This window comes from Streptosporangium sp. NPDC004631 (assembly GCF_053601935.1).
Genome location: NZ_JBSGCR010000006.1, coordinates 249,167 through 263,672, shown reverse-complemented (window position 1 = coordinate 263,672; position 14,506 = coordinate 249,167). Strand labels below are relative to the sequence as shown.

The 14,506-nt window shown below is 67.1% G+C and carries 14 protein-coding genes; 4 read left to right on the top strand and 10 right to left on the bottom strand.

Annotated elements, in window-relative coordinates:
- Positions 1 to 24: 24 nt before the first annotated feature.
- Together ACWEF2_RS09015 and ACWEF2_RS09010 are read right to left on the bottom strand one after the other, a co-directional pair.
- Positions 25 to 273, bottom strand: a complete 249-nt coding sequence (locus ACWEF2_RS09015) for a WhiB family transcriptional regulator (RefSeq protein WP_355599701.1) — start codon at positions 271 to 273, stop codon at positions 25 to 27.
- Between the two features lie 280 nt (positions 274 to 553).
- Positions 554 to 1,516 carry a diacylglycerol/lipid kinase family protein gene (locus ACWEF2_RS09010; protein ID WP_453813341.1) on the bottom strand — a complete coding sequence of 321 codons (963 nt, stop codon included), beginning with the start codon at positions 1,514 to 1,516 and terminating at the stop codon, positions 554 to 556.
- Positions 1,517 to 1,593: 77 nt separating this feature from the next.
- Between ACWEF2_RS09010 and ACWEF2_RS09005 the strand changes: the two genes are divergently transcribed.
- Positions 1,594 to 1,980 carry a hypothetical protein gene (locus ACWEF2_RS09005; RefSeq protein ID WP_453813339.1) on the top strand — a complete coding sequence of 129 codons (387 nt, stop codon included), beginning with the start codon at positions 1,594 to 1,596 and terminating at the stop codon, positions 1,978 to 1,980.
- Here ACWEF2_RS09005 and ACWEF2_RS09000 read toward each other — a convergent pair.
- The 3 genes from ACWEF2_RS09000 to sodN all read right to left on the bottom strand — a co-directional run bounded on the left by ACWEF2_RS09000 (position 1,977) and on the right by sodN (position 3,791).
- Positions 1,977 to 2,756 carry an RNA polymerase sigma factor SigF gene (locus ACWEF2_RS09000; RefSeq protein ID WP_221465310.1) on the bottom strand — a complete coding sequence of 260 codons (780 nt, stop codon included), beginning with the start codon at positions 2,754 to 2,756 and terminating at the stop codon, positions 1,977 to 1,979. The two genes, ACWEF2_RS09005 and ACWEF2_RS09000, sit on opposite strands and share 4 nt — an antisense overlap.
- Positions 2,757 to 2,773: 17 nt before the next feature.
- The gene (locus ACWEF2_RS08995) at positions 2,774 to 3,199 is read right to left on the bottom strand and encodes an anti-sigma factor (protein WP_453813336.1); all 426 of its coding nucleotides are present in this window, start codon (positions 3,197 to 3,199) and stop codon (positions 2,774 to 2,776) included.
- Positions 3,200 to 3,389: 190 nt separating this feature from the next.
- Positions 3,390 to 3,791 (bottom strand): superoxide dismutase, Ni, encoded by a 402-nt coding sequence (gene sodN, locus ACWEF2_RS08990; protein ID WP_453813334.1) that lies wholly within the window; start codon positions 3,789 to 3,791, stop codon positions 3,390 to 3,392.
- An 89-nt stretch (positions 3,792 to 3,880) separates the two neighbouring features.
- On the opposite strand from sodN, the gene ACWEF2_RS08985 reads away from it, so the two are divergent.
- The gene (locus ACWEF2_RS08985) at positions 3,881 to 4,186 is read left to right on the top strand and encodes a S24 family peptidase (RefSeq protein WP_453813332.1); all 306 of its coding nucleotides are present in this window, start codon (positions 3,881 to 3,883) and stop codon (positions 4,184 to 4,186) included.
- On the opposite strand, the gene ACWEF2_RS08980 is transcribed toward ACWEF2_RS08985, so the two are convergent.
- Positions 4,153 to 4,686 carry a CGNR zinc finger domain-containing protein gene (locus ACWEF2_RS08980; RefSeq protein WP_453813330.1) on the bottom strand — a complete coding sequence of 178 codons (534 nt, stop codon included), beginning with the start codon at positions 4,684 to 4,686 and terminating at the stop codon, positions 4,153 to 4,155. The two genes, ACWEF2_RS08985 and ACWEF2_RS08980, sit on opposite strands and share 34 nt — an antisense overlap.
- Before the next feature lie 259 nt (positions 4,687 to 4,945).
- Here ACWEF2_RS08980 and ACWEF2_RS08975 point away from each other — a divergent pair, with 259 nt between their 5' ends.
- Both ACWEF2_RS08975 and ACWEF2_RS08970 read left to right on the top strand, forming a co-directional pair.
- Complete coding sequence (locus ACWEF2_RS08975) at positions 4,946 to 6,139, top strand: NAD(P)-dependent malic enzyme (RefSeq protein WP_453813328.1); 1,194 nt, start codon at positions 4,946 to 4,948, stop codon at positions 6,137 to 6,139.
- Between the two features lie 224 nt (positions 6,140 to 6,363).
- The gene (locus ACWEF2_RS08970) at positions 6,364 to 7,725 is read left to right on the top strand and encodes a hypothetical protein (RefSeq protein ID WP_453813326.1); all 1,362 of its coding nucleotides are present in this window, start codon (positions 6,364 to 6,366) and stop codon (positions 7,723 to 7,725) included.
- Between the two features lie 173 nt (positions 7,726 to 7,898).
- On the opposite strand, the gene ACWEF2_RS08965 is transcribed toward ACWEF2_RS08970, so the two are convergent.
- The 4 genes from ACWEF2_RS08965 to ACWEF2_RS08950 form a co-directional block, all read right to left on the bottom strand.
- Positions 7,899 to 9,479, bottom strand: a complete 1,581-nt coding sequence (locus ACWEF2_RS08965) for a trypsin-like serine peptidase (RefSeq protein ID WP_453813324.1) — start codon at positions 9,477 to 9,479, stop codon at positions 7,899 to 7,901.
- A gap of 468 nt (positions 9,480 to 9,947) precedes the next feature.
- The gene (locus ACWEF2_RS08960) at positions 9,948 to 11,117 is read right to left on the bottom strand and encodes a trypsin-like serine peptidase (RefSeq protein WP_453813322.1); all 1,170 of its coding nucleotides are present in this window, start codon (positions 11,115 to 11,117) and stop codon (positions 9,948 to 9,950) included.
- Between the two features lie 137 nt (positions 11,118 to 11,254).
- Entirely contained in the window at positions 11,255 to 12,412 is a 1,158-nt protein-coding gene (locus ACWEF2_RS08955) for a trypsin-like serine peptidase (RefSeq protein WP_453813320.1), read from the bottom strand.
- Between the two features lie 209 nt (positions 12,413 to 12,621).
- On the bottom strand, positions 12,622 to 14,202 hold the full coding sequence (locus tag ACWEF2_RS08950; RefSeq protein ID WP_453813318.1) for a hypothetical protein: 1,581 nt from the start codon (positions 14,200 to 14,202) through the stop codon (positions 12,622 to 12,624).
- Between the last annotated feature and the right edge of the window lie 304 nt (positions 14,203 to 14,506).

Genomic DNA, 14,506 nt, shown 5'->3' with positions numbered 1-14,506 from the left:
TCGTCCGGGGGTTCTGTCGCGGGTTCAGACGCCGGCGCGGGCGCGGGCCGTGCGGCGCTTGAAGGCGCGGCGTTCGTCCTCGCTCAGGCCGCCCCAGACCCCCGCGTCCTGGCCGGACTCCAGGGCCCACTTCAGGCAGGCCTCGCTGACGTTACATGTGTGACAGACCTGCTTGGCCTCTTCGATCTGCATCAGGGCGGGGCCGGTGTTGCCGATCGGGAAGAACAGCTCGGGGTCCACGTCACGGCAGGCAGCTCGGTGGCGCCAGTCCATGCGTCCACTCCTTCGTAAGAGGAGCCCTTGCTTCGGCTCCAGCGGCTTACTTTGTGAAGACTTTCACTAACCAGCGCGAATGATTGCCCGGTCCTGTTGGGGCCGGGCTCACGTTCGCTCGATCGCCGGTGGCCTGGGAGCGGGGTGGCCGCTCAAAGGTCCTACGTTCCGACGTCAATGTTGAGATTGTCAGCCACGCTCAGTACATGCAAGAGGTTTGGGAGAACGTTTTGCCTGATATGCATGTCGGATGCGTCACATAATGACCGGATGTAACGGCCTAGACCAACACTTGTAACGCTTTCGGGACGGAACGGTAGGTCACCCGCTCGACCTCCCCCAGGTAGTCGCCGTCGAGCTGGAAGGCCACCGGCCGCTCGGCGTGGAGCGTGAACTCCCGCTCGTCATGGAGTTGCACGAGGTGCCGGCCGGTGGGCAGGGTGTCGCGAGCTCCGATGATCTGGGGGATGAGGTGCAGCATCGACGGCAGCCCCAGGCGCTGCAGCCCCAGCATGTCGAGGCCGGTCTCGAAGCTCGCCCACGGCGTCGGGCTGACCGCCCTGGACCCCACGTAGCTCCAGGGCGAGGTGTTGGAGACGATGGCCATGAAGACGTTGCCGGTCGGCGGCACGTCCGGTCCCTCGACGGTCATGGCGGCGTGGCGCTTGTCCGTCGAGAGATAGTGGTGCAGCGCGGTGTTCACATAGCGGGCCGGGGTGGCTCTGCGCCCGGTGCCCCGCATCCCCTCGACAGCTCGGATGACCTCGGCGTCGTACCCCAGGCCGCTGCAGAAGGTGAAGTATCTGCGCCGGTCGTCCCAGATCGCCTGGCCGAGCCCGACGGTCCGGCGCCGGTCGTCGCGCAGCGCCTCAAGCACCGCGCCGACCGCCTCGACCGGGTTGTTCGGCAGCCCCAGCGCCCGCGCGAAGACGTTCGCGCTCCCACCGGGGATCACCAGCAGCGCCGGCCGGTCCACGGCGCTCCCGTCCTCCTCGCCGCTCCTGCTGTCGTCGGCGTCGAGCAGCCCGTTCACGGTCTCGTTGATCGTGCCGTCGCCGCCCAGCACGGCCACCACGTCGAACCCGGCGGCATGGGCCTTGCGGGAGAGCTGGGCCGCGTGCCCCCGGTAGGCGGTCTCCTCGACCGTCAGGTTCATGCATCCGCCCAGTGCTCCGATCAGCACGTCCCGCGTTCGCCGGTTGGTCGTCGTCGCCTTTGGATTCACCAGGAGCATCGCGCGCATAATGCCAGCGTATCCGCCGGTAACGGCGTCGTGGCCGGATAGAACGAGGCGAGATGCCCCGGCGATAGGGTTGAGCCGTGTCGAATCACCGCCCGCTGACCCTCACCGTCGCCGCCGCCGTCATGGGGCTGGAGGGCGTCACCACCCTGCTGCTCGGCGGTTACGTCGGCGTGGAGACGGTGATCGGCCGACCGGCCGACGCGATGAGCTCGCTCTTTCTCACCGCGTTCGGGATCCTCGTCGGCGCGGCCCTGCTCTGGGTGGGTCTGGGCATGCTCAGGACGGAGCGGTGGGCGCGGAGCCCGGGGGTGCTGACGCAGATCTTCGCCGGGGTGGTCGGCATCACGCTGATCCAGTCCGATCAGCGGGCCATCGGCATCCCACTGATCGCCGTGACAGTGATCGGACTGGTCGCGTTGCTGTCCCCGCCGACGACCCGGGCCCTCTACGGGGAACAGGACTAGTCTTCGGCCGTCAGCCCCTCACGGAGCTGAGCCAGGGTCCTGGCCAGCAGCCGGGAGACGTGCATCTGTGAGATGCCGAGCTCGGTGGCGATCTGCGACTGGGTCATGTTGCCGAAGAAGCGCAGCAGCAGGATCCGCTTCTCGCGGGGCGGCAGCCGTTCGAGCAGGGGCTTGAGCGACTCGCGATACTCCACACCCTCCAGGGAGTCGTCCACGATGCCGAGGGAGTCCGCCACCGCGGGGGCGTCGTCGTCGCCGGAGTCGGGCGCGTCGAGGGAGACCGTGGAGTAGGCGTTGGCCGACTCCAGCCCCTCAAGCACCTCCTCCTCGGTCATCTTCAGGAACGTGGCGAGCTCACCGACGGTGGGCGCGCGTCCCTCACGCTGGGAGAGCTCGCTGATCGCCTTGGTGAGCGAGAGCTTGAGCTCCTGCAGACGGCGCGGCACGCGGACCGCCCAGCCCTTGTCGCGGAAGTGCCGTTTGATCTCGCCGACGATCGTCGGGGTGGCGTAGGTGGAGAACTCCACCCCCCGGCCGAGGTCGAAGCGGTCGATCGACTTGATCAGGCCGATGGTGGCGACCTGGGTCAGGTCGTCGAGCCATTCGCCCCGGTTGCGGAACCGGCGGGCGAGATACTCCACCAGGGGAAGGTGGAGCTCGACGAGCTCGTCACGGATACGCTGGCGACGCGAGTCGTCGGGGGTCAACTCCGCCAGTTCCGCGAAGAGCAGGCGCGCGCGCACCCGGTCGGGCACGGCGTGGTCGCTGGCGGCCATGGCACGAGTCCTTTCCGTCACGCCGGCCTCGCTGCGCCTCGGCGCTTGCGTAGCACGATCGCCATGCGGTCGGGGGAGTCGGTTACGGCATCCACGTCGTCTGCCAGCGCGGTGAGCACCATCCACGCGAAGTCGTCGCGCTTGGGTGCGGAGCTGCCGACCGTGCTGACCTCGACCCGGACCTGCATCAGCTGCCCGGTGAGCTCGAACTCGGCCGTCAGGTCGGTGCCGGGGACGGCCTGGGTCAACAGCATCGCGCACGCCTCGTCGACCGCGATGCGCAGGTCCTCGATCTCGTCGAGCGTGAAGTCCAGGCGCGCGGCCAGTCCCGCTGTCGCCGTACGGAGCACGGACAGGTAGGCGCTCGCGGCCGGTAGCCGGACGCTCACCACGTCACGGATCCCGCCCATGTCGACCGCGGGCGTCTCGGTGTGTTCGGTCACGTTCCTCCTCGCAGAGTCGCTGACTGCAACCTACAGCCCCGTAGCGGTGGTTGGCCCGCTTGGACTCGCGATCGGGGCGATTTGGCACCTCAAGAACACTTTAAGACACCGGAATAGGGCCTATGAACAGGTCAGGCCCCGTGTGGTCGCACACCACACGGGGCCCGGCCGCGTCGATCGCGGGGCCGGCTCAGGCCGCCTTGGTCGCCCAGAAGATCTTGGAGATCTCATCGATCTTGCTCAGCAGCTCGTCGGCCTTGGCCGCGTCCACGGTGCCCTTGGCGCCCGCCGCGCCGGCCAGCTTGGTGGCGTCCCAGAAGAGCTGGTGCAGCTGCGGGTAGGTCTCCAGGTGCGGGGGCTTGAAGTAGTCGGTCCACAGCACCCACAGGTGGTGCTTGACCAACTCGGCCCGCTCCTCCTTGATGGAGAGCGCGCGGGAACGGAAGACCGGGTCCTCGTTCGAGGCGTACTTCTCCATGATGGCCTTCACCGACTCGGCCTCGATACGAGCCTGCGCCGGGTCGTACACGCCACACGGCAGGTCACAGTGCGCGGACGCGACGTGCTTGGCTGGTAGAAGTCGTGCAAGCATCGGAAAATCCTTCCTTGATGCTGGAATCAGCATGGTCCGCTACCGACCTTACTCGTCTTCAAATGGCCGTGTGGATGGGGTTGAGCTCCATGAGAGTCCGTGTCGAGGGTGACTCGATGCTGCCCGCGCTGCGCCCCGGCGACCGGCTCTGGGTACGGCGTGGCGCCCCGATCCGAGCCGGTGACCTCGTCATCGCCAGGCTCCCCTCCGACCCGTCGTCGCTGATCGTCAAACGGGTGGTCTGGGAGACGGCCGGGGGATGGTGGCTGGAGAGCGACAACCAGCGTGCCCCCGGGCGCCGCGACAGCTGGGACTTCGGCGCCGTGCCGTCGTCGCTGCTGGTCGGCCGGGTGGTGGCGCGCTACTGGCCGCCGCCCTTCCTGCGGGCCCGGTAGGCGGCCACGTTCGCCCGGCTGGCGCAGCGCTCGGAGCAGTAACGCCGGGACCGGTTGGACGAGGTGTCCAGGTAGGCCCGCCGGCAGGGGGCCGCCTGGCACAGGCCCAGGCGGTTCACCCCGAGGTCGGTGACCAGGGTGGCCAGGCCCATCACGGCGCCCACGGCGTACTGGTCGGCCATCCGGCCGCCCTCGGTGAGGTGCATGTGCCAGCGTTCGCCGTCGTGGCCGGAGATCTGGGGCTGCACCGGATGCTGGATCAGCAGAGAGTTGAGCCGGTCGACCACGGCCTGCTCCTTGCCGCCGGCCGCGGCCTCGAACACGACGATCAACTCTTCGCGCAGGTCGCGCAGGGCCTCCAGGTCGCTCCGCGTGATACGGCAGCCGGGGCGGTAGCGGCGGCCCTCCCGCAGGAGAGTATGCAGTCCGTCCAGGCCGGTCAACCGGTCGGGACTGTTGATCAGCAGTACGGCGAGCTCGGCGTAGGAGGTCAGATCCATCGGGCGGTCCGTCCATGTAAGCGATGAACGAAGCCCTGAGTATTACACGTATGACCTGGTCAACACCATGTCAGTGAAAGTGAGTCGCCCCTGTCAGCGGGGGCGGCCTCCCCATGTGGCACAATCAAGCAGCGGGTGACCCCCGTCCCCCCCTCCAGACCACCGTTCCGGCGAGCGGGCCCGCGCGACTACCGAAGCCGGGCCACGCCCGTAACGGTGTCTATGAAGGATCAATCCGTCTTGAACTACAGGGGTCGCTGTGGCAGTAACACCTTCCTCCATCTCCCTCGAAGCACTTGATCTCGATCCGGCCTTCGCCCTGCACCGCGGGGGCAAGATGGAGATCCGCTCAACTGTTCCGGTACGCAACGCCGACGACCTGGCACTCGCCTACACTCCGGGCGTGGCCAAGGTCTGCACCGCGATCGCCGAGGAGCCCGGCCTCGTCAACGAGTACACCTGGGTGTCCAACGTGGTGGCGGTCATCTCCGACGGCACCGCCGTGCTCGGCCTCGGGGACATCGGACCCGCGGCGGCCATGCCCGTCATGGAGGGCAAGGCCCTGCTGTTCAAGCAGTTCGCCGGGGTCGACGCGGTGCCGATCTGCATCGCCTGCACCGACGTGGACGAGATCGTCGAAACGGTGGCGCGGCTCGCCCCCTCCTTCGGCGGCATCAACCTTGAGGACATCAGCGCGCCCCGCTGCTTCGAGGTCGAGGACCGGCTGCGCGAGCTCCTGGACATCCCGGTCTTCCACGACGACCAGCACGGCACCGCGATCGTTGTGCTGGCGGCGCTGAAGAACGCCGCCCGGCTGACCGGCCGCTCGCTCGGCGACCTGCGGGCCGTGGTCGCCGGCGCCGGCGCCTCAGGGGTGGCGGTCAGCCGCATCCTGCTCAACGCCGGCATCGGCGACATCGCGGTCTCCGACTCCAAGGGGCTCATCCACCAGGGCCGCGACGGGCTCAACCCGGTGAAGGAGGCCCTGGCGCGCGACACCAACAGGGCTGCCCTGCAGGGCTCCACCGAGGAGGCGCTGGCCGGCGCCGACGTGTTCGTCGGCCTCTCGGGCTCCACCGTGTCGGAGGAGGCCGTCGCGTCGATGGCGCCCGGTTCGATCGTCTTCGCGCTCTCCAACCCGACCCCCGAGGTGCACCCCGAGGTCGCCAGGAGGCACGCCCAGGTGGTGGCGACCGGCCGTTCCGACTTCCCCAACCAGATCAACAACGTGCTGGCCTTCCCCGGCGTCTTCCGGGGAGCGCTCGACGTCCGGGCCTCCACCATCACCGAGAACATGAAGGTGGCCGCGGCCGAGGCCCTGGCCGCCGTGGTCGGCGACGACGAGCTGTCGGCCGACTACGTGATCCCGAGCGCGTTCGACGAGCGTGTCGCCCCCGCGGTCGTCGCCGCGGTCGCCGCGCAGGCCCGCGCGGACGGAGTGGCCCGCCTGTAGATCTCCTTCCGGGACCTCCCGGAGTGTTCCGGTGAAGACGCCCCTCGCCCCATCGGCGAGGGGCGTCTCTCCGTTTCGGGAAACCCAAAAAATAGTCACAGATTGTGCTATAAAAAAAGCTCTCCGTTACCTGATCGGGCAAGGGCGTGCACGAGGGGCGGATGCCGGCGCAGGGGTGTCGACACGTTCCCCGAGCTCAACCGGCTCTCAGGGTGAGGAGAGCGATGGAACGCGAGCCCAACCGTTTACTCCGGCGGCTCATCGCCGAGTCGGGTTTCACCCATAAAGGGCTGACCCGAAGGCTCAACGAACTGGGCGTGACCCGTGGTCTGCCCGGCCTGAAGTACGACCACGGTTCCGTTCTGCACTGGATCGGCGGTCAGCGGCCGGAGGATCCGGTCCCGGCCCTGCTCGCGGAGATCTTCACCCTCCGGCTCGGCCGGTCGGTCAGCGCGGACGACCTCGGCATGCCGGCCGTCTCGGCACCTCTTGACCTGGGACAGGAGTTCCCCCATACGTGGCAGGAAGGGATCGCGACCGTGACAGCACTGTGGCGCGGGGACGTTGAGAGACGCAGATTTCTGCTCGACTCCACCTTCGCGATCGGCGCCGGGACCACCGGAGCCCTGCGTTGGCTGACCCTCCCGGCGGAAGGCGGCCCGGCGGCGGGCGGCGCCCGGCGGGTGGGCATGGCCGACATCGCCGCCGTCCGGGAGGTGACCAGGGCCTTCGGCGAGCTGGACAACAGGTTCGGCGGCGGCAGGGTCAGGCCGGCGGTGGTGAGATATCTGGACACCGCCGTCGCCCCGCTGCTCAGAGAGGGCTCCTACGGCGAACCCACCGGCAGGGCACTGGCGTCCGCCGCGGCCGAGCTGACCAGGCTCGCCGGATGGATGGCCTACGACCTGGAGCAGCACGGCCTGGCCCAGCGCTACCTCATCCAGGCGCTACAGCTGGCCAGGGGAGCGGGAGACCACGGGTTCGGCGGGGAGATCCTCGCCGGGATGAGCCACCAGGCCATATACATAGGGCAGCCCGCGCACGCCCTCGACCTGGCCCGCGCCGCCCGGCTCTCGGCCCGCCGCGCGGGCGTCCTCACCCTGCTGGCGGAGGCCCACGTGCTGGAGGCCCACGCCCACGCCCTGCTGGAGGACCGCGCGGCGTGCGGGCGTGCCCTGCACGAGGCCGAGACGGCCTTCGACCGGCGCGTGGCCGCCGACGAGCCGGACTGGATCGCCTACTTCGACGAGGCGTACCTGTCGGCCAAGTTCGCCCACTGCTTCCGCGACCTGGGCGACGGTGCCAAGACCGTACGGCATGCCCGGCGGTCGCTGGAGATGGACGGCCGCTACGTCCGTGGACGCATGTTCAACCTGTCCCTGCTCTCGGCGGGGCTGCTCGGATGCGGCGAGCTGGAACACGCCTGTACGGCGGCGGCGGAGGCGCTGGAGCTGGCGGCCGGCCTGCAGTCCGTGCGCACCCGGTCATACGTGACCGACCTGCGGCGGCGGCTCACCCCCTTCGCCGCCGAGGCGCCGGTGGTGGAGCTGAAGGAGCGGAGCAGAGAACTCGTGCTCGCCGGGTGAGCCCGCCACGCGCGCGGGGAAGGCGGGTACGGCACAGGCGAGGAGGAGGGCGGGTCACGGCGAAGGGGGCGGGCACGGCAAAGGGGCCCGGCGGCTGCCGGGCCCCTCTGTTTGAAACCGGGTGAGCTAGAGGTTTGGACCCCCTGGCTCAGAAATCATCCGATCCTTACGGCTTACTTGTAGAGCTCGCCGTTCGGGCCGACGATCCGGCCGGACCACACGTTGGCGGCCTTCTTGTAGATGTCGGCGGTCTCGCCGTCGAAGTAGGCCGAGGTGCTCAGGTCGTAGCGGCCGTTCTTGTCCTGGTCACCGAACTGGCTGGTGACACCGTTGACGTAGCCGATGCGCTTGGCGTTGTTGTACTTGATGAGCCACGCGGCGCCGTCGGCACCCGGGGTCATCGAGCACTTCAGGCCAACGTGCTCCTCGATCTTCTGCGCGGCGGAGACGTACACCTTGCCGGTGGTCTTGCCGTAGCACCACTTGGGGGTGATGCCGGTGAAGGTCTTGTCGCCGTCGGGGTGCGGGCCCTCGGGGTAGCCGAAGACGTAGACCGGCTGGCCGGTCTTCTGGTTCCACGCGAAGCCCTGGCCACCGACGTTGTCACCGAGGCGACCGGCGTCCTTGGACAGCTCGATGAAGTAGCTGTGCACACCGAACTTGACGGCGTCCTTCTTGTACCACTGGTTGACGTAGTACTGGGTGGACTGCCAGCCGGTGACGATGTTGCCCTGCTTGAGCTCCTCAACCTTGCCGAGGAAGCCGCCGGCGCCCTTCTTGGCGAGGAGCTCCTTGTACTCGGCCTCGGTCAGCTTCTTGACGATCTTGCCGTTCGGGGGAGCGGCGGCCTCGCCGTTCTTGTAGACACCGTCAAACTTGGTGCTCTTCAGGGCCTCGGCGTATCCGGCCTCGGTGACCTCGACGTAGGACAGGTACTTCGCGCCCGGGTAGTCGTCGCCGACCTTGTCGGTGCCGTTGGCCTCGGGAACGGTGAACTGCGGGCCGTTGGGGCCGTACTTGTCCTTGAGGGCGTTGTACTCGGCCTCGGTGATCCAGGCGTCCTTGACGTACTTCGGCCCAACGAACTTCTCGTATTCGGCGCCGGTAACCTGCTTGCTGCCACCGAAGAACACGCCGTTGTAGACGGTCACGAACGCGTAGTCGCGGTCGTAGTCCTCGTAGACGTCGAAGTCGTAGTGCGTCCAGGCGGTCTTACCAACGTAGATGCCGTAAGGCGTCTTGCCCTGGTAGTAGGCCGGGACGAAGACCCACTTGTCGAGCACGTTGCCCGGGTCGCCGACACCCTCGGTGTCGTAGACGTTGTGAGCGGCGGTGACGACCAGGTTGCGGTACTTCGACTGGATCGAAGTGGCCGAGGCCCACTTGGGCTCACCCTTGGCGTTGACCCAGAACACCTTGCCGATGTTCTTCGGCAGGTTGATGTTCTTGACCTTCGCCGCGACGACCTTCTCCTGGCCGATCGGGGCGACCACGCCGGGCTTGCCGTCGGGGGAGTAACCGCCACCGGACTTCCAGGAGGTGGGGGTGGCGTCGTGGTAGTAGGCCGTGGCCTTCTTCAGCGCCGCGTTGTTCGAGGCGCTCCAGTACTGGGCCACGGAGGCGGCCGCGGCGTTGTTGGCGGCCATCGGGTCGGTCGCCCAGTCCGGGGTGGCCTGGGCGGTACCGGCCAGGCCGGCGGCCAGCAGACCGCTGGCGAGAACGGCGCCACCGGCCGGGATGAGGATGCGCTTCAAGGGGAACTCCTTGGTCTGATGTGGAACGCTTCTTGCGTCCCATGCGTCAGTAAAGGGATAGCCAGAAACATACAGTGCTGATCTTGGGAATCGGTAGCTGCTTTGGTGGGGAAGAAGGGGCTCCGTCCCCGCGAGATCGTTCCGTTACCTTTACTGGACCTCGGAACTCTTGTTGCGCTTGAGGTTGATGTGTGGTGTTTTTGCAGATCACCAGGAGCCTGGCTGGACGGACGTCCGATGCGGGGTAAGTGTCCCGATACGCTCAGTTACCTAATCGATGTGACGCAGATCACACTGATTTGATGGCACCGAATCCGAGCGAACCACGTCTAACGCCCTCGACAGGTCCCCGGTGAGGCTTCACGACCTTCCCCGAAGCCTCACAAAAAAAGCGTGGGGCCCGGCTGGTGCCGGGCCCCACGCCGTGGAGCAGAGGGGGGTGAAGGGCTTGCTGCTCCCGCTTGTGCGTTACTTGTAGAGCTCGCCGTTCGGGCCGACGATCCGGCCGGACCACACGTTGGCGGCCTTCTTGTAGATGTCGGCGGTCTCGCCGTCGAAGTAGGCCGAGGTGATCAGGTCGTAGCGGCCGTTCTTGTCCTGGTCACCGAAGAGGCTGGTGACACCGTTGACGTAGCCCAGACGCTTGGCGTTGTTGTACTTGACGAGCCAGGGGCCGCCGTCGGCGCCGGGGGTGAGGGCGCCCTTGAGGCCGACGTGCTCCTCCACCTTCTCGGCGGCGGAGACGTAGACCTTGCCGGAGGTCTTGCCGTACACCCACTTGGGGGTGACGCCGGTGTAGGGCTTGTCGCCGTCGGGGTGCGGGCCCTCGGGGTAGCCGAAGACGTAGACGCTCTGGCCGGTCTTCTGGTTCCAGGTGAAGCCCTGGCCGCCGACGTTGTCGCCGAGCCGGCCGGCGTCCTTGGAGAGGCCGATGAAGTAGTGACCGCCCGCGGTCCACTTCGGTCCGGTGAAGCCGTCGTACTCGGCCTTGGTGACCTGCTTCTGGCCGTTGTTGAGAACGCCGTTGTAGACGGTCACGAACGCGTAGTCGCGGTCGTAGTCCTCGTAGACGTCGAAGTCGTAGTGCGTCCACGCGGTCTTGCCGACGTAGATGCCGTAGGGGGCCTTGCCCTGGTAGTAGGCCGGGACGAAGACCCACTTGTCGAGGACCTTCGGGTCGCCGGTGCCCGCGGTGTCGTAGACGTTGTGGGCGGCGGTGGCGACCAGGTTGCGGTACTTCGACTGGATCGAGGTGGCCGAGGCCCACTTGGGCTGGCCGCTCGCGTCGACCCAGAACACCTTGCCGATGGTCCTGGGCAGGTTGATGTTCTTGACCTTCGCCGAAGCGGCCTTCTCCCCGCCGATCGGGACCACGGAACCGGGCTTGCCGTCGGGGGAGTAGCCGCCGCCGGACTTCCAGGAGGTGGGGGTGGTGTCGTGGTAGTAGGCCGTGGCCTTCTTGAGGGCGGCGTTGTTGGACGCGCTCCAGAAGTCGACGACCGACACCGCTGCGGCGTTGTTGGCGGCCATCGGGTCGGTCGCCCAGTCCGGGGCGGCCTGGGCGGTACCGGCCAGACCGGCGGCCAGCAGACCGCCGGCGAGGACGGTGCCGCCGACGGGGAGGAGGATGCGCTTCAAGACTGCTCCTTGCGCTGCGATGTGGGCAGGCATTGGAATCACGGGACGCCAAGAACCTATGCAGTCATGGGTCGGGTGAACCGCCATATATGGGTGCCTTAACCCTCTTTTAAGGCACCCATAAGGTGCCTGTGAGGTCAGGTGGTGCTCTGGCGTTCGGCGTACTGGTAGACCACGTAGGTCGACTGGATGAAGTAAGGGGAGGAGATGCGGTCGTACTTCTTGTCGGCGTCGGTGTCCCAGGCGAAGCTGTTCACGCCGTTCAGGTAGCCGAGCCCGCGCTGGGTGTCGTAACCGACCAGCCAGGGCCCCCCGCTCGCCCCGCCGGTGAACGTGCAGCCGAGGGAGATGCCCATCTCGACCAGGCGGGTGGGCGCCCTCGTACGGTAGGTCCGCCCGTCGCACCAGAGCATCTTCTGCCCGTCGTACGGCCTGCTCCCGTCGATGTGGGGGGCCGCCGGGTAGCCGAAGGCGAAGACCGACAGGCCCACACCGCGGTTGACCGTCAGGCCCTGCCCCCCGACGTTGTCCTCCAGAGTGCCGACGGACTCCATCTCGTAGGTGTTCGGGGACTTGCCCGGCTTCCAGACGAACCCGTCGTGCACCGTGACGAAGGCGTAGTCGTAGTCGTAGTCGCCCTTGGCGGTGAAGTTCTCGTGCAGGTTGAGCGAGTGGCCGACGTAGATGCCGTACGGGGTCCTGCCCTGGGCGTAGCCGGGGATGAAGATCCAGTAGTCGGCGTGCTTACCCTCTTTGGCCTCGTAGGCGCAGTGTCCGGCCGTGGCGACCAGGTTGCGGTTCTTGGACGTCACCGCCGAGGCGGAGCACCAGTACTCCTTGTCCCCGATCTTGAAGAACACCTTGCCGACGGTGCCCGGCAGGGTGCCGCCGATCGGGGGTCTCTTCGTCGGGAGGGTGGGCCTGATGACGGGGGTGGTCTTCCTGGCGGAGCTGTAGGCCGTCGTCATGGCCGCCTCGCCACCGGCCGCCGCGGCGCCGGCGGCCGTGCCGGAGGGGACGGGGGACGCCGAGGCGGCGCTGCCGCCGTCGCTGGGCTTGACCTCGGGCGTGGCGGGGTTGTTGTCCTGCGCCTGCTTGATCCTGGCCGGGCTCCAGTACTCCGCGATCCGCTTCATGTCCGCGCTGTTCTTGGTGAGCGTGATGGACGTGATGCTGCCGGCCACCGTGTTCCGGACGCCGGCGCTCGCGCTCCCGGCGGACGCGGACATCGCGAGCACACAGGCGGCCATGAAGGCGCCAAGTGTGGCCGTGAGCCGCGGTACGCGGGGGGACATGAAGCGCGTTTCCTTCTGGATCGAGAGCCGGATCGTGGTCGTAAGGGGTGATTTTTCCAGATCAACTTAGTTTTGGGCAGGTCGCTAGATTGATCTTCTTTGGCACTTTTGTTAAAAAGCCTGCCCTGCGGAGCATAAGCACCCCGTCAAAACGCGAAGTGGGGAGGCCCGGAAACAGCAGGCCTCCCCACGGTCACGACGTCAACACCCTAGGCCGGGAGCTTCCCGGTCCAGAGGTTGGCGGCGTACTTGTAGATGCCGTAGGTCTCACCGTTGAAGTACGGCGTGGTGACCCGGTCGTAGCGGCCGTTCTTGTCACTGTCGAGCGTCAGGCTCACGACACCGTTGAGGTAGCCGGTCCGCTTGCTGCTCTTGTACTGCAGCAGGAACGGGCCGCCGCTGGCGCCCGGGGTGAAGGCGCACTTGATGGCCTGCTGCTCCTCGGCCTTGTACTGCGGCACGGCCGGGGCGGCGCCCGTCTTGCCGTAGCACCACTTCATGGTGTGGCCGCTGTAGGGCTTGTCGCCGTCCAGGTGGGCGAAGGCCGGGTAGCCGAACGTGAAGACCTTCTTGCCCGACTTCTGGTTCCAGGTGAAGCCCTGGCCGCCGACGTTGTCGCCGAGCCGGCCGGCGTCGGCCAGGAGCACCACGTAGAACTTCGTGTAGAAGTAGAGCTCCTTCACCGTGGTCTTGACCCACTTCTTGACGAAGTACTGGGTCTTGTACCAGGCGATCTCGTTGCCGTTGACGTCCTTGGTGGCTTCCAGCTTGCCGAGGAACTTGCCGTCACCCTTGTCCTTCAGCAGCTGCTGGTACTGCTGCTGGCTGATGGCGACCTTGCCCTTGTCGTCGCTGAAGCGCTCGAACTTGGTGTTGTTGTCCAGGCCGGTGGGGGCGGCCTTGTAGGTGCTCTCGCCGACCTCGACCGCGGTCAGCTTGACGCCGCCCCGGCCGTCCTTGACGTACTCCTCGATGTACTGCGCGGCGTCGTCGGGCTTGCCGATCGTCGAGACGTCGGGGTCTGCGGACTTCTTCCAGTACGGCCCCTTCTCGCCGTACCGGTCGATGCCGGCCTCGTACTCCTTCTGGGAGATCTCCTTGTCCTCGGTGTACTTGAAGCCCTTGGCGGACTCGTACTCGGGGACGGTGACCTCCTTGACACCGGTCTGCTTGATGCCGTTGAAGACGTTGACGAACGCGTAGTCGTAGTCGTAGTCCTCGTAGACGTCGAAGTCGTAGTGCGTGTTGAACTTCGAGCCGACGTAGACGCCCCAGGGGGCCTTGCCCTTGTAGTAACCGGGGATGAACACGAAGTTGCTGTAGGGCTTGTTCGTGTCGGTGTCGTACACGCAGTGGGCGGCGGTGGCCACCAGGTTGCGGTACTTCGACTGGACCGAGGTGCCGGAGCACCAGCGCTCCTGCCCCTTGTCGTCGAGGAAGAACACCTTGCCGACCGTGATGGGCAGGTTCAGGTTCTTCGACTTGCCCGCGCTCTTGCCCGGCTCGCCGATCGGGGCGACAACGCCGGGCCTGCCGTCGGCGGCGATCTGGGAGCCGCCGGACTTCAGCTTGGCCGAGACCGTCGACTCCGACACGTAGGTCTTCGCCGACTTCAGCCGGGAGGGAGTCCAGTAGCCCGCGATGGCCGTCGCGTTACCGGACTCGGCCAGGGTCCCCGTCTTGAGGTCGGGGTCTGCCTGGGCGGAGGTGGTGAGGGTGGCGCCGATCATGGAGGTGGCCACGAGGGCACCTCCGAGGGGGAGGACCAGGCGCTTGGCTCGGACGTTCAATCTAGCTCCTTCTTTGTCGTGGATCACTCGGGACGCGATCCACGCTGCGTAAAGAGACAAGTCGAGACCGTACTAGGCCAAGAACGGTTGAAACGGTACAAAATGAGTGGGCGTCAGGACCGATATCATTTCGTTACCAAACTGGGGGAACCGGAAGGATGGTGGCGGCGTCTGATCTACCCGCGCTTGGCGGGGGGCGGCGATACGGGCTCGACAAGGCCATGACCTGCGAAAACAGGAGGGTCGGTCGTTGCCGGGGCGGGGCGGTTGCGAGAGGGTGAGCGGCACTCGGCGTCACGCGAAA